The sequence below is a fragment of the Mammaliicoccus sp. O-M54 genome (genome assembly GCF_022386035.1).
Classification (GTDB): Bacteria; Bacillota; Bacilli; order Staphylococcales; family Staphylococcaceae; genus Mammaliicoccus; species Mammaliicoccus sciuri_A.
The window spans coordinates 128,476-146,260 of record NZ_JAJNJE010000001.1 but is presented as its reverse complement, the minus strand read 5'-3'; the positions used below and the strand labels follow the sequence as shown (position 1 = coordinate 146,260).

General features: G+C 34.3%; 34 protein-coding genes. 4 read left to right on the top strand and 30 right to left on the bottom strand.

Annotated features, from left to right (window positions below; genetic code table 11):
- Positions 1–292: 292 nt before the first annotated feature.
- The 30 genes from LQ673_RS00835 to LQ673_RS00690 all read right to left on the bottom strand — a co-directional run bounded on the left by LQ673_RS00835 (position 293) and on the right by LQ673_RS00690 (position 14,979).
- A complete protein-coding gene (locus LQ673_RS00835) occupies positions 293–2,758 on the bottom strand; it encodes a virulence-associated E family protein (protein ID WP_239744965.1) in 2,466 nt (821 codons plus the stop codon).
- Positions 2,759–2,785: 27 nt separating this feature from the next.
- Complete coding sequence (locus LQ673_RS00830) at positions 2,786–2,947, bottom strand: hypothetical protein (protein ID WP_239704730.1); 162 nt, start codon at positions 2,945–2,947, stop codon at positions 2,786–2,788.
- A 6-nt stretch (positions 2,948–2,953) separates the two neighbouring features.
- Positions 2,954–3,424 (bottom strand): hypothetical protein, encoded by a 471-nt coding sequence (locus LQ673_RS00825; RefSeq protein WP_239704731.1) that lies wholly within the window; start codon positions 3,422–3,424, stop codon positions 2,954–2,956.
- 71 nt (positions 3,425–3,495) lie between these two features.
- Positions 3,496–3,693 carry a hypothetical protein gene (locus tag LQ673_RS00820; RefSeq protein ID WP_239744963.1) on the bottom strand — a complete coding sequence of 66 codons (198 nt, stop codon included), beginning with the start codon at positions 3,691–3,693 and terminating at the stop codon, positions 3,496–3,498.
- A complete protein-coding gene (locus LQ673_RS00815; protein WP_239704733.1) occupies positions 3,690–3,875 on the bottom strand; it encodes a hypothetical protein in 186 nt (61 codons plus the stop codon). The genes LQ673_RS00820 and LQ673_RS00815 overlap by 4 nt, the downstream gene beginning before the upstream one ends.
- The gene (locus tag LQ673_RS00810; RefSeq protein WP_239704734.1) at positions 3,872–4,090 is read right to left on the bottom strand and encodes a hypothetical protein; all 219 of its coding nucleotides are present in this window, start codon (positions 4,088–4,090) and stop codon (positions 3,872–3,874) included. The genes LQ673_RS00815 and LQ673_RS00810 overlap by 4 nt, the downstream gene beginning before the upstream one ends.
- Positions 4,091–4,393, bottom strand: a complete 303-nt coding sequence (locus LQ673_RS00805; RefSeq protein WP_239744961.1) for a hypothetical protein — start codon at positions 4,391–4,393, stop codon at positions 4,091–4,093.
- Positions 4,394–4,405: 12 nt separating this feature from the next.
- Positions 4,406–4,624, bottom strand: a complete 219-nt coding sequence (locus LQ673_RS00800) for a hypothetical protein (protein ID WP_239704738.1) — start codon at positions 4,622–4,624, stop codon at positions 4,406–4,408.
- Positions 4,625–4,783: 159 nt separating this feature from the next.
- A complete protein-coding gene (locus LQ673_RS00795; protein WP_239704739.1) occupies positions 4,784–5,092 on the bottom strand; it encodes a MazG-like family protein in 309 nt (102 codons plus the stop codon).
- Positions 5,085–5,330, bottom strand: coding sequence for a hypothetical protein (locus LQ673_RS00790; RefSeq protein WP_239704741.1), 246 nt, complete (start codon positions 5,328–5,330; stop codon positions 5,085–5,087). The genes LQ673_RS00795 and LQ673_RS00790 overlap by 8 nt, the downstream gene beginning before the upstream one ends.
- 2 nt (positions 5,331–5,332) lie before the next feature.
- Entirely contained in the window at positions 5,333–5,545 is a 213-nt protein-coding gene (locus tag LQ673_RS00785) for a hypothetical protein (protein WP_239704742.1), read from the bottom strand.
- Entirely contained in the window at positions 5,546–5,929 is a 384-nt protein-coding gene (locus LQ673_RS00780) for a hypothetical protein (protein WP_239744959.1), read from the bottom strand.
- Positions 5,929–6,303, bottom strand: a complete 375-nt coding sequence (locus LQ673_RS00775) for a hypothetical protein (protein ID WP_239744957.1) — start codon at positions 6,301–6,303, stop codon at positions 5,929–5,931. The genes LQ673_RS00780 and LQ673_RS00775 overlap by 1 nt, the downstream gene beginning before the upstream one ends.
- The gene (locus LQ673_RS00770) at positions 6,304–6,480 is read right to left on the bottom strand and encodes a hypothetical protein (RefSeq protein ID WP_191835778.1); all 177 of its coding nucleotides are present in this window, start codon (positions 6,478–6,480) and stop codon (positions 6,304–6,306) included.
- Positions 6,480–6,704 (bottom strand): DUF3269 family protein, encoded by a 225-nt coding sequence (locus tag LQ673_RS00765; protein WP_191835777.1) that lies wholly within the window; start codon positions 6,702–6,704, stop codon positions 6,480–6,482. The genes LQ673_RS00770 and LQ673_RS00765 overlap by 1 nt, the downstream gene beginning before the upstream one ends.
- Positions 6,691–7,317: a DNA-methyltransferase gene (locus LQ673_RS00760; protein WP_239744956.1), complete on the bottom strand. Its 627-nt coding sequence runs from the start codon at positions 7,315–7,317 to the stop codon at positions 6,691–6,693. The genes LQ673_RS00765 and LQ673_RS00760 overlap by 14 nt, the downstream gene beginning before the upstream one ends.
- 119 nt (positions 7,318–7,436) lie before the next feature.
- Positions 7,437–7,949: a DUF3310 domain-containing protein gene (locus LQ673_RS00755; RefSeq protein ID WP_239744955.1), complete on the bottom strand. Its 513-nt coding sequence runs from the start codon at positions 7,947–7,949 to the stop codon at positions 7,437–7,439.
- Entirely contained in the window at positions 7,949–8,425 is a 477-nt protein-coding gene (locus tag LQ673_RS00750) for an SA1788 family PVL leukocidin-associated protein (protein WP_239744954.1), read from the bottom strand. Before LQ673_RS00750 ends, LQ673_RS00755 begins: the two co-directional genes overlap by 1 nt.
- Complete coding sequence (locus LQ673_RS00745; RefSeq protein WP_239744952.1) at positions 8,418–8,609, bottom strand: hypothetical protein; 192 nt, start codon at positions 8,607–8,609, stop codon at positions 8,418–8,420. Before LQ673_RS00745 ends, LQ673_RS00750 begins: the two co-directional genes overlap by 8 nt.
- 12 nt (positions 8,610–8,621) lie before the next feature.
- The gene (locus LQ673_RS00740) at positions 8,622–10,583 is read right to left on the bottom strand and encodes a DNA polymerase (protein ID WP_239744951.1); all 1,962 of its coding nucleotides are present in this window, start codon (positions 10,581–10,583) and stop codon (positions 8,622–8,624) included.
- A gap of 51 nt (positions 10,584–10,634) precedes the next feature.
- A complete protein-coding gene (locus LQ673_RS00735) occupies positions 10,635–11,177 on the bottom strand; it encodes a DUF2815 family protein (protein ID WP_239704755.1) in 543 nt (180 codons plus the stop codon).
- 26 nt (positions 11,178–11,203) lie between these two features.
- Positions 11,204–12,394 (bottom strand): DUF2800 domain-containing protein, encoded by a 1,191-nt coding sequence (locus tag LQ673_RS00730; protein WP_239744947.1) that lies wholly within the window; start codon positions 12,392–12,394, stop codon positions 11,204–11,206.
- The gene (locus tag LQ673_RS00725) at positions 12,391–12,753 is read right to left on the bottom strand and encodes a hypothetical protein (protein ID WP_239740097.1); all 363 of its coding nucleotides are present in this window, start codon (positions 12,751–12,753) and stop codon (positions 12,391–12,393) included. Before LQ673_RS00725 ends, LQ673_RS00730 begins: the two co-directional genes overlap by 4 nt.
- A gap of 1 nt (position 12,754) precedes the next feature.
- Positions 12,755–12,988 carry a hypothetical protein gene (locus tag LQ673_RS00720; RefSeq protein ID WP_204254348.1) on the bottom strand — a complete coding sequence of 78 codons (234 nt, stop codon included), beginning with the start codon at positions 12,986–12,988 and terminating at the stop codon, positions 12,755–12,757.
- Between the two features lie 87 nt (positions 12,989–13,075).
- Positions 13,076–13,309: a hypothetical protein gene (locus tag LQ673_RS00715; RefSeq protein ID WP_239733766.1), complete on the bottom strand. Its 234-nt coding sequence runs from the start codon at positions 13,307–13,309 to the stop codon at positions 13,076–13,078.
- Between the two features lie 14 nt (positions 13,310–13,323).
- A complete protein-coding gene (locus tag LQ673_RS00710; RefSeq protein ID WP_196968068.1) occupies positions 13,324–13,533 on the bottom strand; it encodes a helix-turn-helix domain-containing protein in 210 nt (69 codons plus the stop codon).
- Positions 13,534–13,713 carry a hypothetical protein gene (locus LQ673_RS00705; protein WP_239733767.1) on the bottom strand — a complete coding sequence of 60 codons (180 nt, stop codon included), beginning with the start codon at positions 13,711–13,713 and terminating at the stop codon, positions 13,534–13,536. It lies immediately after the preceding gene.
- A gap of 1 nt (position 13,714) precedes the next feature.
- A complete protein-coding gene (locus tag LQ673_RS00700; protein WP_239733768.1) occupies positions 13,715–13,930 on the bottom strand; it encodes a hypothetical protein in 216 nt (71 codons plus the stop codon).
- A gap of 12 nt (positions 13,931–13,942) precedes the next feature.
- The gene (locus LQ673_RS00695) at positions 13,943–14,728 is read right to left on the bottom strand and encodes a BRO-N domain-containing protein (protein WP_239744946.1); all 786 of its coding nucleotides are present in this window, start codon (positions 14,726–14,728) and stop codon (positions 13,943–13,945) included.
- Positions 14,729–14,787: 59 nt separating this feature from the next.
- Positions 14,788–14,979, bottom strand: a complete 192-nt coding sequence (locus LQ673_RS00690; protein ID WP_049319306.1) for a helix-turn-helix transcriptional regulator — start codon at positions 14,977–14,979, stop codon at positions 14,788–14,790.
- Between the two features lie 161 nt (positions 14,980–15,140).
- On the opposite strand from LQ673_RS00690, the gene LQ673_RS00685 reads away from it, so the two are divergent.
- Genes LQ673_RS00685 through LQ673_RS00670 form a run of 4 tightly spaced genes read left to right on the top strand, consistent with a single transcriptional unit; the run spans position 15,141 to position 17,743 of the window.
- Complete coding sequence (locus tag LQ673_RS00685; RefSeq protein WP_196968065.1) at positions 15,141–15,476, top strand: helix-turn-helix domain-containing protein; 336 nt, start codon at positions 15,141–15,143, stop codon at positions 15,474–15,476.
- 16 nt (positions 15,477–15,492) lie between these two features.
- Positions 15,493–15,957 (top strand): ImmA/IrrE family metallo-endopeptidase, encoded by a 465-nt coding sequence (locus LQ673_RS00680; protein ID WP_196968064.1) that lies wholly within the window; start codon positions 15,493–15,495, stop codon positions 15,955–15,957.
- 16 nt (positions 15,958–15,973) lie between these two features.
- Entirely contained in the window at positions 15,974–16,651 is a 678-nt protein-coding gene (locus LQ673_RS00675; RefSeq protein WP_239733770.1) for a DUF4352 domain-containing protein, read from the top strand.
- 48 nt (positions 16,652–16,699) lie between these two features.
- On the top strand, positions 16,700–17,743 hold the full coding sequence (locus LQ673_RS00670; protein WP_239733771.1) for a site-specific integrase: 1,044 nt from the start codon (positions 16,700–16,702) through the stop codon (positions 17,741–17,743).
- The last annotated feature ends 42 nt before the right edge of the window (positions 17,744–17,785 follow it).

Here is a 17,785-nt window from a genome sequence, read left to right as displayed (position 1 = left end):
CTGAAATGTAAGCTATGTTCAATATGTTCAAAATTTACTTAGTTTCTCTTAGAATATTGGATTAGGGAGATTAGGCATTGTGTATATACCTCTCTGCCTCCCTAATCAATATATTTTATACTTTTATAAAAATTACGAACATAACGAACATGATACAACTCTAACCATTGCTATATAAGGGATTGAGGTATGTTCATAACTTAAAATTTTGAACATATTTATGAACATAACGAACATAGTGCTAATTTTTGCTACGAACATAACGAACATAATATTTAATGTTACGAACATACTAAATTAGGTCATAATCTCTCGTAAATGCCTTTTGGGCACCATAGTATTTTCCGAACGATAACCTTTGTGTTTTATTACCATCGTACGGTTTCCAATCTTTTTGCTTTTTCAATATTGCATTGATTTCTCTCTGTTCCATACGTGGAAATCTGTTTTTATCGTTACCTAAACACTCGCACCAAACTTCTAAGGCACACACTCTATCACGGTCTACAAGTTCATCTGACACATCACCTATTACGTCAAACTCATCGTCACTTAAGAACGTTCTTCGTGCCCCAATGTCCATTTCCGCCCAATTCTTAGGTATCTTAGTATCAAGGTACTCTCGTATCACACCTTCATAAGGCGACTCTTCTGTATGTGCTGCTTGTATCTCGTTCATCTCTTTTTCAAGTGATTTCTCTAAGAATAAAGGTTCGCCTGCTTCATAATAATGTTTGGCTTCTGCCCATAATTGATTGATCTCTTCTTTCTTCAATTTGGACCAATGGGAACTTGCTTGTTCAGGTTTAACAGTAATTGGCCAGAATCTACGACCACCTGTATCATCCCTTAAAAAGTCTATCTTGTTCGTCGTACCAAAGAACACACATTGTCTAGGAAAGTCCTCTTTATGTCTGCCATATGCTACACGGAACGAATCAACTTGTTTAGATATGAAGTGTTTAATACTTTCAACTTCTGCTTTTTTAGTTGCTGCAAGTTCTCCCATTTCAATAATCCAAGCACCTTGCAATGCTTCATAAGACTCTTTACCTGTCACACTTGTCACGCTATCAGAGAACCATTCTCCACCCATACGAGCAATCAAAGCTGATTTACCGACACCTTGTGGACCGTATAACGTCAACATGTAATCGTATTTAATACCAGGCTCATAAACTCTTGCTATCGCTGCAGTGAAGGACTTTCGTGTGACTGCTCTATTAATATCGTTATTCTCTGAACCGAGATATCTATGGAATAACGTATCTAAACGTTCAACGCCGTCCCACTCCAGTGGATCTAAATAGTCGCGTATTGGGTGGAAACTATTCATCTGACTAACATTTCGAATCGCGTCATCTGTTTTAATCTTGTTGTAAACATCATAGTAGCGTTCGATATAGTTACGGAGTCCACTATCATCATTATCTGTCCAATTACCTGGTTTCTTCTCACGTCTCCATGGTGTCTGACCCATAATCGTAAGACGACCGTTGAACTCATTCATTGCGATTTTACCTTTTAAATGTGGGTCATTATTCATAATCAACATGATATTAGGTACAGTTACTTCAATTGCACCTTCTTTAGTTAATGTTAGTTTAGAACTCCACTTCTTATCTGTTGTGTTTGATGCCGTCTCATCTGTTTCAATAAAATCGAAATCATCTTGTGCTGTTGTGATTTTTTCTTCTATAATAAACGCTTTAACATGATCATCTTGTTGTGCGAGTTGCTTCATACTTTTATATGAAGGTAATCGGTTAACAGGTGTATCCGCTTTAGCGTCTTCATCTTGTGCGCCGAACTTGTGTATACGTAGTAAGTCGAAACTGTTTACTAGCTTACTACTCACTGGGTCTGTACCATGATGTGAATAAGCGAACTTCCCGTCATCATAAAGCACTAATCCACCTGCAGCCGAACCATCTAAATATGTGTATCGGTTATCGTCGAATTTCTCGTATATATCACTTAAGAACTCACTAATCACATCATGAATGTCATACGCCTTACAGAATGCACCGACGATACCTGGTTTATCATGTGGGTCGCCTTGCTTATCTGCCATACGTTTATACGACTGTTCACGTCTTGATGACGTTGGCCATTCTAAAGGGTCGCGCCAATTATGATATTCAGCTAACACGTCATCAGGGTTCAAGAACTCTGCGTCTTGATAGTTGAAGTAGAACTCTGCGTCATCTGATGTTGATGGCCAGTACATTAAGCGATGAGGTTGATAAGTGGTATCGTCGAAGTAATCAATACCAATCGACTCTGCCACTTTCATACTCACTGCTGCATATTCTTCTGAATCAACATGACGTTTAAGTGGTATCACTAAACGTATTCTTGGTTTTTCTGGTCTGTGCTTATGCGTTGAGTAAACACAATAGGCGTAATCGAATAGCATACTGATCACATCATCCATATCTTCAACACCGTAGTCGATATCAAGTGTTAACATGGAACGGTTCATCACGCTATCGGCTTTACGTCTGCCACCTTTTAAGAAACCACCGACAAAGCCCCCAACGTCTTTGATTTCAGACTGTTCACTTTTAGACATTTTGTTGTATTCACTGATTGATTCTTTTGTTTTAACGGTCTTTGACAACTTCTTAATGAACTCACTCCACAGCATCTCCTGGTTAACCCATTTTGTAGACATCCTGTTAGTAGCATGTGCATAAGTTATGTTGCCATCATGTGTTAAGGCTTGTACGTTCACCGCCTTATCTAAATTTGTCATGCGTTTCACTTCCTAGTTTCTTCTATATTAAATAACTACTAATTCATCATCACGATCTAAAATAATAACTTTGTAAGGAATTCCTGTTTCTTCAAATGCTTTAGATATATCTTCGATTGCTTTTAATTCAACTTTTTCGTTTGGCTTAATAAATAAAATGTTGTTTATCTTATCTAAGTAATAGGTCATTTGATATCACTCCTCGTATTTCCACTTATCAACAATATGTCCACATACGGTACATTTTTGTTCTGCTGATAATGGATAGTCATTTTCTGCAAATAAATGTCCAACGTATGTGTCAGACGCATAATAAGGTTTGCCTGGAACTTTTTTATACTCTACATCTATCTCCAAATTGTCGTTATAACATTCAATACATATTTCTGTACCACCTGCATCTTGATTCATCATTCCCTTTTGCATTTTCCACTTATTAAATGACTTCCAGTGAGCTTTTTGTGTTTCGGTTTCTTTCTGTTCTTGTTCTTCTTTATGCTTATCTATTAATGGTTGTACTTTGTTTTCTAACAATTCTACGCTTGCGTTCACATAACTTTCAGATGCAATATCATATGGCAATCTTGATTTATTCAATTTATATACGATAACGCTAGATATCAAACAAAGCACAGATGAAACTAAAGCTATGATTGGTAATATCATTTACTATCACTCCTTAACTGCATTTATTATTAGTGCAATGACTATAACTGCGAATAGTATTAATCCGAATGTCATAAGAAACTACCTATCATTAATCCGATTATTGCACCATTAAGTAAACCTAACAGTACACATTTAATAGCTAAACCTTTCATATACTTAATAGTGAATTCTTGCATTTCATCATCATGCTTCTTCATTATTTTTCTATAACCGTCATGCATATCTTCTATAATTTTATCTACTTGCTCTTGAGTGTAGGTTTTCATTCAACATCTTCCTTTCGTTTGAAAGCATTCCTAAAATTCTGACCAAACCTTCGAAATAGTAATGTAACCTTTTCAATATCATTCTCTGGTACATCTTTAAACTCTAATCGTTCAATAATATGTTCTTTAACTTCGCCTCTGTACTTGTATGTTGGTTTGATGAATACTGGTTCTCGTTTCATTCAGCATCACTCCTATTATTGATACGAAGTATTGTGACTTTCTCTTTTTCTAATTTTTTAATGTCACTAAGTTGACTTATGATTTGTAAGCAAAGTATTATGATGAGAATTTTATCCCATAGTAATGGATATAAACCATGCTGTACTTGGAACACTATTGTTGAAGAATTCAAAGTTATTACAATGATCATTAATATTTTCATAAACTCTCTCATTCAACATCTCCCCATTCCTGTGAACCATGGTTCGTTATCTTTATACGCTTGTGTGTCTTCGTAATCGATTGGTGGTTCAACTCTTAATATTCTGTGTTCAATCCCATTCTCTGGAGTGTATCTATGTTCAATTACATCTCCTGCTTGTATCTCTGGCATGTCATCTCGAAAACTTCCCCATTCATTCAATCCAACTTTTTTCTTCTCTACTTCATCCTGGACGCTCGCATACTTATATGATTGTTTAATGAATGTGTACAATGCTATAAGCAATAATGTTAATGTTATAAGGTAAAATTTCATTGGTAGTCCTCCTTAATCTTTCCACATATTCATTTGCCATTTATTCATTTTATTTATAGTTGCTTGTTCTTCAGCTTCTATTCTATTTTTCTTTTTCTTACTCCTTAAATACTCAATAGCTTTAGAAACTTCTTCGTAAGTCATTTTTTCTATTTGATGTTTTTTATATTTTCTTTCCCATGCTTCCTTTTGCAATGTCAATACTAACTCTACTTGTTTTTCTGTAGCCATAAGTTAGTCCTCCCCTAGTAAGTACAGTCTTACTTGCACGTCACTTGCATATATGCGTATTTGTACAAGTAAAACCTTATACTTACGGTATTTGTTTACTTGCGTAGTATTTCTCGTACCTTATCTAAAATATCTGGGTGACTTTCGCCACCCTTATCCTTATAAATCGTTTTCTTTAACAAATACACCGTTAACCATCTTACCTTTCCTATCTTTAATCTCGTCATACGCTGTTTGTATGCACTGATTAATATCTAGGTCTAATTGCATAGCAAGTATCGTAAGTACCACGTATGAGTCGCCTATTGCGTCCTCAATGAGTTCTATCTTATTCTTACTCAAACCTTCTGCTAATTCCCCTAGTTCTTCGAATAACTTAATTGCTTGTGACTTCGGGTCTGCTGTATGAAGGTTGCGATCAATCGCCCATTTTTCAATTTTCTCTGTTAAGTCTTGTATGTTAGTCATTTTGTTTGTCCTCCAATTCGTAATCTATAAATTCATCAACTGCGCTTACCACTGCTTCGATGAATTCGTTGCTATAAAATTCTTCTTTATCTTCAACTATTGTTATAACTTTATCTAACGCTTTTGCTTTGATATACACTTCTTTGAGTTCTTTGATTAGATTAATCTGTTTCAAATCACCTGTTCGATACGCTTGGTTAAATTGTTTAATTAAAAGTTCTTCATACTCATACGCCATAGTCACTCACTCCTATTCATGTCATCAATAATATTCTGTATGTCACAATTGCCTTCTAAATCGTCAATTTTTGCGCCTAATTCTTCTAACACATCAAACTGCCCTGCTCGATAATCTGGCACATGTTCTCTCACTTCTGGATAAACAGAAATGATGTTACGTTCTACGTTGGACTTTAACTTGTGCCACATGTTTTCATAGTTTTTCTTTGGCATTTAATCAGCACCTTCTATCTCATCAATGAAATGAACTAACGCAATATATCTACTGTTACCTGGATTATTATGTGCTTTATCTCTGATGTGTTCAGTGAGTCTCTTGTATTTACTAACTACGTCTTGCCATAAACCAAAATATTCATCAGATTGTAAACGAAGAGCATCTTCCCCAAATTTCAATTCTTTGATAGCTAATTTATAGTTATCAATCGTTTTGCGTAACTTCTCCACATCTTTGATTAGAGTGTCACGTTCACGCTTATACTGATCGCGTTGTCGTTTAAAATGTCTTAACGCACTCTCATCATCAATTACTGGGTCATAATCAATATTGTTATTATTAACAAATTCAAGTAACTGTTCTTTAGTTGGTTTGTTCATTACTCCACCAGCCCTTCTTCTCTATCCCAAATTAGAACTAACTTACCTTCTATTAACGTGTGGAATTCTACTGTACTGTCGCGTTCTTCTTCTCTAATTGAAGTATCGTAATGTGTATGAACAGTACCGTTTTCTCTAACTTCAACTAGTGTGTCTAAGTTGGTATATTCTGTTATAATTTCTTCTGAAATTACTGTAAACAATTCTTCTGGATGAAATGCCCCACCCGAAAATTCAATTCTTCCACGTGATTTTTGTTTAACGATATTGTACATATTTGATATCACAGTACATTGACGTAATTTTTGGTTATCCCACAACCACTCAATCAACTCTGGTAAATTCATTTCTTTCTTTGTTTTTATTGTTGGCATCTACTCTACCTCCACATATTCATCATCTAACTTTGCACCATTCTCAATCTGTTTCATCACTTCACGTAATACTTCTTTACCGAAGGAATCTGTCATATTATCCATGTGTAAGTTACCTGTTTTGTTTTTGTTTAAATTGTTGTTCGCTACGATTAATTCTTCTAATATTGTTGACATCAAATCACATCCCATATATCAAGTTGTAGCCCTAATTCTTCTTCTAACTTCAAATCATGTGCTGCTTTAAATCTTCTCAACTCACTATCAGTCAACTTATGTTCTTGTCTTACAAAAGGTGTATGCGGCATACCTAGTAAAGTGTTGTTTTCTTTACCAGGTATCACTGTAAACATCTTTTTACCTTCTGAATTGTATAGATCGTATTTATCAAGTAGTCCCATTGTCTAACACCTCGAATAAGTCTGTTTGTTTGTCCTTCTTGTGATTATTTATGCGTTCAATTGATGTTTTGTAATATTCTTCGTCTAGTTCGAAACCTATATAGTTGCGGTTGGTATTTATTGCGGCTATAGCCGATGACCCAATACCGATAAAAGGGTCAAATATTAAATCTCCTGGATGACTAGAATTTTCAATTAATAGTTCATTTAATTTCACGGGTTTTTCTGTGTCATGTATTGTTTTGTTGTTTTTATCTTTCATCTTTTTGTTCGGTATATTTATAACATCGCTGGTGCCACAGTGATTTATTTTTTTGTGTTTACCTTTTCTTAGCATAATGACATATTCAAATTGACTCATATATGTTTGACCCATAATTTTGTTGTCTTTAACCCATATTAAATTCTTAATAAAGTGAAATTTGGTTTCACTTATAATTTTTAAAAAATTGGATATATTTTTATTATTGGTCATAATGTAACAATGACTACTCGGTTTTAATATTCTATAAAATTCTTCTATATACTCCTCAATATCTATGGTATTATGTTTAAATATTCTTCCTGTGTTTACAATTTTTTTTTTGAAACATACCTCCTGAACTACCACCATTCCCTCTTGAAGTTATTTTGTAAGGCGGATCAGTCACTATTAAATCTATGCTACTATCAGGTATTTTCTTCATACCTTCCAAACAATCTTCGTTGTATATCTTATTCAATTCCATCCACTCACTCCCAATTCTCAATAGCGAAGTCTAAACATTTACGCGCTTTCTTAATATCCTCTAGTCCATTCTTCTCTGGCGCTCTCATTTGATACTCCAATGCACTCGCTACGTTATGTGCTACTGAACCTTTATGGTATTTATCAGCCACAATTGCGATGATGTCCTTCACTTCGATATCGCCTAGCATATAATGTGACGGTTTGTTTACTGGGTCGTGTGTAGCTTGCTCTATATATCTTTTTGATGTTTCAATAGCTTTGTTCATATATCTAATTCGTTGAATAACTGGTTCTTCTGTATCTTCTTCGTCTGTTGCTAGGGTGTAGTAGTCAGATTGGTTTTTACCGAAGTTTAAGTTGTTTTCTTTATATACTTCATCATATTTATATTCTCTGTCGCTACAATTATCTAATTCCCAAATAATTTCACCTGCATCTACTAACGTTGCGTAAAAATCAACGTCATTATGATTCAACCTCGTCACATGCACTCTGTCGCCTGCTTTGAATTCCATTAGCACTCAACCTTTCTTTTAGGGAATATATCGTTCTCCCACAGATGATTGCAGAACTTACCTCGTGTTGCTTTCTGTGGTACTTTGAATAAATGTGGTTTCTTTTTAGTCAGTAATTCTTGTTCTCTTTTCTTGTTTTTGACTTTTTTCATTTCTTCAAATTCATATTCTTCAATCATTTGTTTAGTGCATATTTCATTTGATGGTACCCTTATTGCTAGTCCTCTTGGTACGCCATTTGAAATACGTTTATTTACTTTATCTTTAGTAAGTTTGTTCAATTTCATAAGTGCTAATTCTTTATCTGAATACAATACTTTTTTTCTAACAGGTGTATTAATTGCTTGTTCAACTGTCCAACCCTTATTTAATCTTTGATAAAACACACTAGAATTTACTCCGTTCGCTTTTGCTAACGCTAAATCTTCTTTTGTATGTTTTGATTTCCTCTCAATTTTTGGTGCGTATTTAACCATTTCTCTTTCCCTCCACAATATTTATAGGTTCAACTTCTTCTAGTTTTATATTTCGAGTGTCTAAAAATTCATAAGGATAATCTTTTTCAAGTTTCCCTACTTCGTTAACTGCGCTATCCCAGTCATGAGCGTCGACTTCAACTGTTGCAATCGCTATATACTTAGCCTTAACTTGTATTTTCATGTGATCACTCCTTTAATCTTTCATGTAGAATTCACTTACAAATCCATCACTATCTAATGACAAGCCTTCTGCCCATGTAACAGGTTGGCTCATAATATCTTCAATATCGCTTAATGCTCTACTGCCCTTTGGCACTTCTACGATTATCTCGTCATGTACATGTGCCACCACTTCATAGCCTGCTTTCTCTAGTCGTACCAGTGATACAGCTAATAAATCTCGAGCAGTTGCTTGTACAATGTTCTCGACCAACTTACCGCCATACGTGTCAATGTCTGTCCATTTACGTGTAATGCTGTCTTGACCTTTAAAGACAATCACATCTGAACCCCATCGGTTTTGACGTAATTTAGGTTTTAAGTAACTGAGTGATCTACCACTTGGCAACTCAATCATTAACGCACCTTTGAACATGAAAAACTTAAGTCCATGAGTATGATTAACTTGTCTTGTTTTAACGGTATGAACTGCCGCTTCTTGTACTGCGTACCAGAATCTCACAATGTTCGGATTAGCGTTACGCCATGAATCGACAAGTCCTTGTAACTCTGACTCGTCAATGCCCATATCCAAAGCGCCCATTGCCTTTAACGCACCTGCGCCACCTTGATAACCAAGCGCAAGTTCAGATACCTTACCTTTTTGTCTTAATGGACTACCTTTACCGATTGACTCAATGGGTACGTTAAACATCTGGCTTGCTGAAGCTTCGTAAATCTTGCCATGGGTTTCAAACACTTGGAGTCTCCACTTCTCTCCTGCGTACCATGCAATAACTCTCGCCTCAATCGCGCTAAAGTCACTCACTGCAAACTCATAACCTTCCTTAGCAGTAAATGTCGTACGAACTAACTGACTTAATAAGTCTTGGTACGAGTCATCAAGTAGCATGTCTAACCATTCATACTCTTGTTGCTTGATTGCCATTCTTGCGATGTCTAGTTCATCATCTGATATGTGGTGCTTTGTTAAGTTCTGTAACTGAACACCTCGACCTGCCCATCTGCCTGTGCCTGCACCGTAGAACTGAAAAACGCCTCTTACACGGTGGTCTTTACACATCATTTCGTGCATTTTCGTATACTTCTTAACACTTGTTTTACTCATTTGAAGTCTTAACTCAAGCATTTTTTTAGCTTTACCTGTGGCTACTTTCAGCCATTCCGTAACCGTCTTTTTCTGTAAATCAGGTATATCTAATCCTTCAGCATTCAACCATTTCAATAATTGAGTTGGACTGTTTGGATTATCTAATCCTGTTAACTGTATTGCTTCATTCATTAATTGTTCTTTACTGATTCGGTCTAACTCAACTGCACCAGTCATAAGTGCTTCATCAAGATGAACGCCTCTATCGTTTATGTGTTGATCAATAGACCATAATTTCTGTTCGAACTTTGTTACTGGAAATGCACTAATTTTTTCAGCGATTAACTGTTCGACTTCAACATCTCGAATACAGTACTCGATAAACTGTTGCCATTTCTCTGGTGCATGTTCTGGTAAGTTTCTTGTACGTCCACCATTTGCTTTGGTTGGTCTACATGGCTTTGAGAAATAGTTGATAAGTGCTTTACCTGTTTTATCTTTTTGGATATCAAGTTTTAAAGCCTCTCCACATTTATCAAGTGATGCCGGTAATCCGATTCGTGTAGCATTGACCATGGTACAATTCCATTCTTCTGGTGGCATGTCTTGTTCAAAGTGTCTTGCTAAACACACGCGTTCGAAGTTTGCGTTAAATGCATATTTTTTTACATCCTTATCAAATAAAGCTATCTTGAATGTTTCGTAAGCAGCGTGCCATAAGTGTTCTTTCACTTCATACATATCAAGACAAGTTACAGGTTCATTGTCGATTGAGAAAGCTATCATTAAGATTTCGAAATCATCTGCTTCGGCGTATTTATAAGCGCCTGTCTTTGTTATATCTGCACTGCTGTATGTCTCTATATCGACGTTTAATGTTCTCATTTCTCCACCTACTTATAATTAAAGAGAGATGCAATGCACCTCTCTATTTACTTAGATTAAGTCGTCTTCATCCATATCTAATTCGTCGAAGTCTTCTTCAGCAGTTGCCGCACCACTTAATGGTTCTCCGTCTGCCCATTTCTGTACGTTGTTCAGTCCTGCTGCGATACCTTTATTACCTGATACGGCAAATGGGTAAAAGTTGATTGACACTCTTACATAGCACCCACTGTACACTGTTGTTGAATCTGTTAATTTAATCTTGTTTTGGTCAATAACACCTGGTGCTTGTTTACTTGAAGCATTTAAGAAGTATGAGTTTTGATATGCTGGGTCGTCTGGTCGTTCCTCATCTCCATCACGTAATGGCGTTTTTAATTTAGGAGGTACTTTACCGCCGAACTTCTCAGCCTTACCTTGTTCTTTCGCTGCTTCGATTGCGTTCTCAATTTTCTCGATAGTCTTTGTATCTGATTTAGGAATGATGATACTCATTGAATACTTTTTCTCTTGTCCTTCTTCCATTGCATGTGGCTCAAAAATGTGTACGAATGATGCTCTAACTTTACCTGTGATTACTTTAGTGTTTGTCATAATTAATTACCGTCCTTTGATTTGTTTTAGTTTTTAATTTCATCGAATTCATCTTGTGCTGACTCTGCACCAAGTGCAGGTCTTTTATCTGATTCAGGAACAAGTGTTGCCTTACCTTCTGGTTTAACGATTAAGTGGCTGAGCAACTCTTGAACCGTCTTTTTACCTAATCTCTTTTCAAGATTTGAAATACTTAGTACTTTAGTTTCAGTGATGTCCGACTTGTCATAGTCGTGTTTTTGTAATGTCTCAATAACTTTTTCGTTATCAATGTACTTCCGACTCGAACGACCAGCTACTAACTTCCAACCCTCGAACTGACGACCGTTATTTGTCGCTTGATCTAAACAATACGCTTCAATGTCATCTGCCCACTTCTTGATATCCGATACTTTATAAAGTAAATCGGCTAATTCATCATTAGTGAGTAAGTAAGGCTCGTCCATCGCTTTAACAGTGTTTAAGTTTTGTTCTGCTCTAGCACGACATGAATGCTTAATCTTGCAAAATCGGCAATGCTCTCCAGGTTTGAAATCTCCTTCACCTTTATAAGCCATTAGCGCTTTTGGTTTTACTTCTTTCTCTGCCCACTCAATCAGTTCTTCAGTTGAGAGTGTTTCAGTTGAGTAGTTGTCCTTTCTTGGTTGAATAATAGACATCCTAATCTCGTTGATATCCTCTACTAAGTTGAAAAGTTCATAAGCGCCAAGTGCATATAACCTAAGTTGAGGGTTATCAATAGCTGATACCTCTACACCTTTACCGAACTTCAAATCAACGATTTCAAGTACACCGCCTGAGTAGATGATGACGTCTCCTGTTCCAAATGACTCAGGTACATAAGTTGATAAGTCGAGTCGTGTTTCGAATAACAAACTCACATCTTCTTTGCTATCTACTCTCGCGAACGCTTCGTTGATACGTTCTTCTACGAGATCAACATATTCTTTTACATACTCGTGAAGTTCTTCATTGTAGAATTCATTTTCTTTACGTTTTTTAAATTCAGTATTGAACTGTCGTTTAGTTAAACCTTCATACATGTGACTGAAATACAATTCACTTAGTTCATGTGCGAATGTTCCTTCTTCGGCAAATACGCTTGTCTTATCTGCAATACCTTCACTTGCTTTAATACTAGGTGGGCAATTCATCCATTGCTTTGCAGCACTTGCACTTAACTTGGCATGCGCTCTATCTGAATGATTTACACTCATGACAATCTATCCATGAAGAACTCAATTACTTCTTCATATTGATTTGGTTTCAAGTCGGATACTTTGCCTGCACCTAATTCTGTTAATTTATCTTTTAAAGCTTTTTTGTCCGAAGCATCGCCTTTTTGTAAGAACTCTTTCGCATGACGTTTCACATCATCAATAGTGAATTTCGATTTTTCCTGTGTTTCTTCTACTTCAACTTGTTCTTCTTTTATTTCACTTGTTTGTGGTTGACCACTTATTGACTTAGGTCTGGCATTAACAGTTGGTACGGTTGCCAATTCTGTATTTGTTGTTTCTAAGTTCTTATTTAATCTTTTAAGTTCTGATAAAATTTCTTCTGCAATACCTGGCATGTTATTCATCCTCCTTTTGAATACCTGAAATATCATATAAAACGTCCATCATTTCTCTATCTTTTAAATCATCTGATGTATATACTTGCATATCATGAATTTCAGTTTTTAGTGTTCCACTGTCCTCTTCGATATACATTTCTAAAGCACCATCTTTTAATTTAAAAACAACTTTGTCCTTACTTATATCGAACCCTTCAGATTCGAGTGCTTGAATCGCTTCTTTTATGCGCATTTTGACGTCCTCCTAAATTCGTTATATACTGTTCGTGATATTATTTTTAATTTCTTCGACTTCTACTGTCTGCAAACGGTAGAAGTTTTATTTGTCTAATGACTTGCTATTGATGAGCTTTTGAACTATAGTTCTGTAGCGTCTTCTAATCTCAGAATTTATAGCCTCTGATAAAAATTTATTTGAATCAAATTCATCAGGTCGGTATAACAGTAAATCTCCAAATGTTTTTGATTCCCTAAGTGCTTTATCAAATTGAAATTCTACTTCTTCAATTACTGCATCTCTTAATTCTTTTGAAATTATTTCTATTTTTAGCATTTTAGTTAACCTCCTTAAATACCAATTTTATTTTCTATTCCAAAAAAGTCGTTCGGTGTAATTCCTAAGTACTCACATAATTTCAAGATAGTAGCCATGTTCGGGTTTTTAGTTTCCTCATTGTAAAGACCATACAGCGTGGTTTTAGCTATGTTAGTGTCTTTGAATACTTGAGCAATTGTAATTTTTTTAATTGCTAGGATTACTCTAAATTGATTTTCCATTTACTTGTCCTCCACTTCTTTCAAACTCTCATCCCACATTGCAAATGCTGCACCCGTAATTGCCCACATCAATACCGAATGTTCAAACGGTGTAATACTAAATGCTGCAATGATGAAGAACTCAATCACTACTAACAAAGTTAATACTGGGTATTTAATAAAATGCCAAGTTGTTGTCATTTCACTGCCTCCTTAAATTCAATGCTTTCTCAACTTCTTCTTTTGGTAAATGTGGATACTTTTCGTAAAATAATTCTTTTGGTATTTTTCCATTTACAACGTAATAACCTTGTTCTTTTAATTCTTGATTCATTTCTCGAATTCTCTTATAAGCAGTTGGTATGGATGAACCTAGTATTCTTGCTATGTCATTAGCTGTGTAAAATAATTCGTTCACTTAGATCACTCCTTACAATTCAATTTGCGATGCTTTTAAATCTTTAATATGTTGAATTGCCATATCTACATCTTTGCGTTTAATGTGATTGTTAGGCGCGTTACCTTTCATGCCTAACTCTTTCTTAGTAGCAACTAAAATTTTGCTTTTAAACTTACCTAAGTCGCGCCTGCGTTGTTCTTTAGCTTTCTTACTAGCCAACGCTTGTTCATAAATGTTTTTGCTTTCATCAATTAAAGTTTCTAGTGTAATCTGCATGCCTAATTTATCTAAGAACTTTTCAGCTTGTACTTTAGTAGCGTATTGAATAGCATCTAAATCTTGTGGTGTTACATATTCACCTTCGATTTTCTTATCGATAGTTTCTAAGTGTGATGTTTGTTTTTGATTATCTTCGTTAATACGTGCAACTTGTTCAGCTAAGTAATGAATAACTTGTGGATTATCTACAATTTCTTGTACTAAACTGTTTGTCATGTAAAAACCTTGTTTTCTAATTTGTGGTAGAACTTCAGATGTTACCCAATCTTGAAATCTCTCTGCTTCCAACTTTCTACTTTGGAAAATCACTTTGTATAGATTAGATTCATTTATAAAAGTGGCAGTCTGTTTTCTACCTAATGTATCTATGACGTCATTAGTAATGACACCATCTTTTTTTAATCTTGATTTTGCTTGTCTTGGATTTTTAATATCTAACACTTTACAAACATCATTTAAGTTAAAATAACCTTCGTTATTTTTCACTACAGTTCTAACTTCATTTGAATCAAAATTGAAAATTTGTAATTCGTTCATTTTGTTTCCTCCTTTAAATACCTCAAAAGTTATACAAAGTTATAACAAGTGCAAAAAAATTAAACTTTAATTTGGTCAATTTCAATTTCATACAATTTAGCTAATGCATAAAGTGCCAAATTACTAAGTTCAGTTTCTTCTTTTTCCCACCTTATAACTGTTTTAGGATTGACTCCTAGTCTGTCTGCTACTTCTGCTTGTGTCATTTTTCTTATTTGACGCCAATTTTTCACTGGTAACTGCTCAATCATTTTTTATCACCTCGCTTGCATTTATAACTTTATATTACTTACTAACACATGTCAACGTAAAAGTTATATTTTTTCGCAAAAAGTTATATAAAGTATTGTAAAGTAATGTGTAATGTGGTAAGTTAATATTACGTTAAGTAATATTAAAGGAGATAAAAGCCATGAATGAAAATAATGCAAGAAAAATTTTGTCTAGAAACTTACAACGTTTAATGAATCAACATAATATCGACCAAAAAGAACTTGCTGAAGCTATTGGTGTTAGTCAACCTACTGTTTCTAATTGGATTCAACAAACTAAATATCCAAGAATAAAGAAAATACAACAGTTAGCAGACTATTTTAATGTTCCTAAATCTACGTTAATTGAAGATAAAGACAACTATGACACTCCAAAAACTACTGCCTTCCATTTAGACGGAAAAGATTTAACTAAAGAAGAATTAGAAGATGTACAAAAATATATTGATTTTATAAGAGAAAAACGTAATAAGTAAACAAAGGGGTTATTATATGGGTAAATTAGAAGAAATTTTATTAGAATATGATGATAAACTTATTATAGAAGAAGGCGACCTAGAACACGGATTAAATGGAGTTTATCAAGATGGTTTGATTATTATTAATAGAAATATCAGTATACCCAAAAAACTCGAAACATTTGCTGAAGAATTAGCGCATCATAAAATCACATACGGTGACATTACAGATCAAGAAATTTTAATGAATAAGAAGTACGAAATTAAAGCACGTAGATATGGTTATGAAATAATAATCTCTTTAGACGGAATTATTTCTGCTTATCTGCATGGTGTACATAATCTTTATGAAATGGCAAAATTCTTTGAAGTTACTGAGGAATATATTGAAATGACATTAAAGCATTATAAAACTAAGTACGGTATATCCACCTATCACAAGGGTTATGTTATTAAATTTGACCCTTTGCAGGTGTTTAAACATATAGAATTTAATTAAGAAAGGAAGTTAGTTTATGGGGAGTTTTATTTTTGGATTATTGTGGTTTTTAATTACAATCGCTTTTTTAACAATGTTTATCATTACAATTGTTAGAATTGCAAAGAAAGGAAAAATACTTATACCATTAATAAGTTCAATAATCTTGTTTATTGTAGGGTTAATATGTTTTATAGGCATATTTATGTCAATACCAGAAAATGAGGATTACAGCGTCAATGAAAACAAAGCAACAGAGAATACTGAAAAATCTTCATCTGAAAATAATGATAGCCAAGACGATGACGTAAATGGGAAGAAATCTTTAAAAATAGGAGATCAGTTAACTGTCGGTAAAGTTGATGTAACAGTTGAAAAAGCAGAGTTTGTAGAACCTGAAGATGAATACTCTACACCAGACAATGCCAAAATTTTAAAAGTATATTACAAATTTAAAAATAATGCTGAAGACCAAATTTTAGTATCAGATACGGATTTCTTATTAAGTATTGATGGAGAAACGCAACAAGAATTTTATTTAATGGATGACATGAAAGCAGGATTTGATGATCAATTAAATAAAGGAAATACAGCAAGTGGATACGTTTATTATGATGTTCCAGACTCAGACGAATATAAAGTTGAAATGGACTTCATGCCATTCTATAACACATATAAAGCTGAATGGGTAATAAACAAATCGGATATTCAATAACCAACTAACCTCACACTACGTGAGGTTTTCTTATAAGGAGGAATACGCATGGCAATATATAAACATAATAAACATTATTATTTCAGTGTTCGCTACAAAGATGTATACGGTAATAATAAAAGAAAAGTAAAACGTGGTTTCAAAACAAAACGTGAAGCTAAACAAGCAGAAGCTGCATTTATTACAGAAATAGAAAGTGGTTATAGTGATTCAAATACGTTTGATTATATATTTAACCACTACCTCGAACACACTGATTTAAGAGAGCGTACACGTACCAGAAAAATAGCTGAGTACAATAAACACATTAAAGATAAGTTTGGACATATTAAAATGAATCAAATCAAACAGAATCAATGCCAAGAATTTAGAACTTACTTAATGAAAGCTGTGAATAGTCCTAATACTGCTAGAACAATTTGGTCAGGTTTTAAAGTGGTAATTAACCACGCAAAAAAACATTTCGGTTTACGTATTGATCCAACCATTTCAATTACACCTATACCTAGAGCAAAGCCTAAACCTAAATTTATGTTAAGAGAAGAATTCGATGATAAAGTAGAACTTATTAAAGAAGATGACTACAGAGAATTATTAAAACTTATGTATTATACAGGTATGAGAGTCGGAGAAGCAATGGCATTGAAATGGATAGACTATAACAAATATAAAAAAGAGATATCCATCAATAAAACAATGGATACTGCTAACAGAAAAATATATAATCGAGCGAAAACGGAATCGTCTGAAGACATCATACCATTACCCGACTTTATAAATGAAATGCTGATCCAAAGATACACAATAGAGTCTGAAAAGTACAAGCATTTTACAGAACAATATTTTATATTTGGAGGTATAGAACCAAAACATTATAAACATTTACAGTTGAAGTATAAAGAAATATTTCCTCAATATGACATTCATACATTAAGACATTCTTACGCATCTTTTCTTGCAAATAACGGCGTTGATATTTTTGTTTTAAAATCTTTGATGAGGCACGCTCAAATCACTGAAACTATGCACACTTACAGTCATTTATATACACAAAAAAAGCACGATGCAATACGTGTATTCGATGACATTTAAAAAGTAAATGGTATCAAATTGGTATCAATCGTGCTTTTCCCT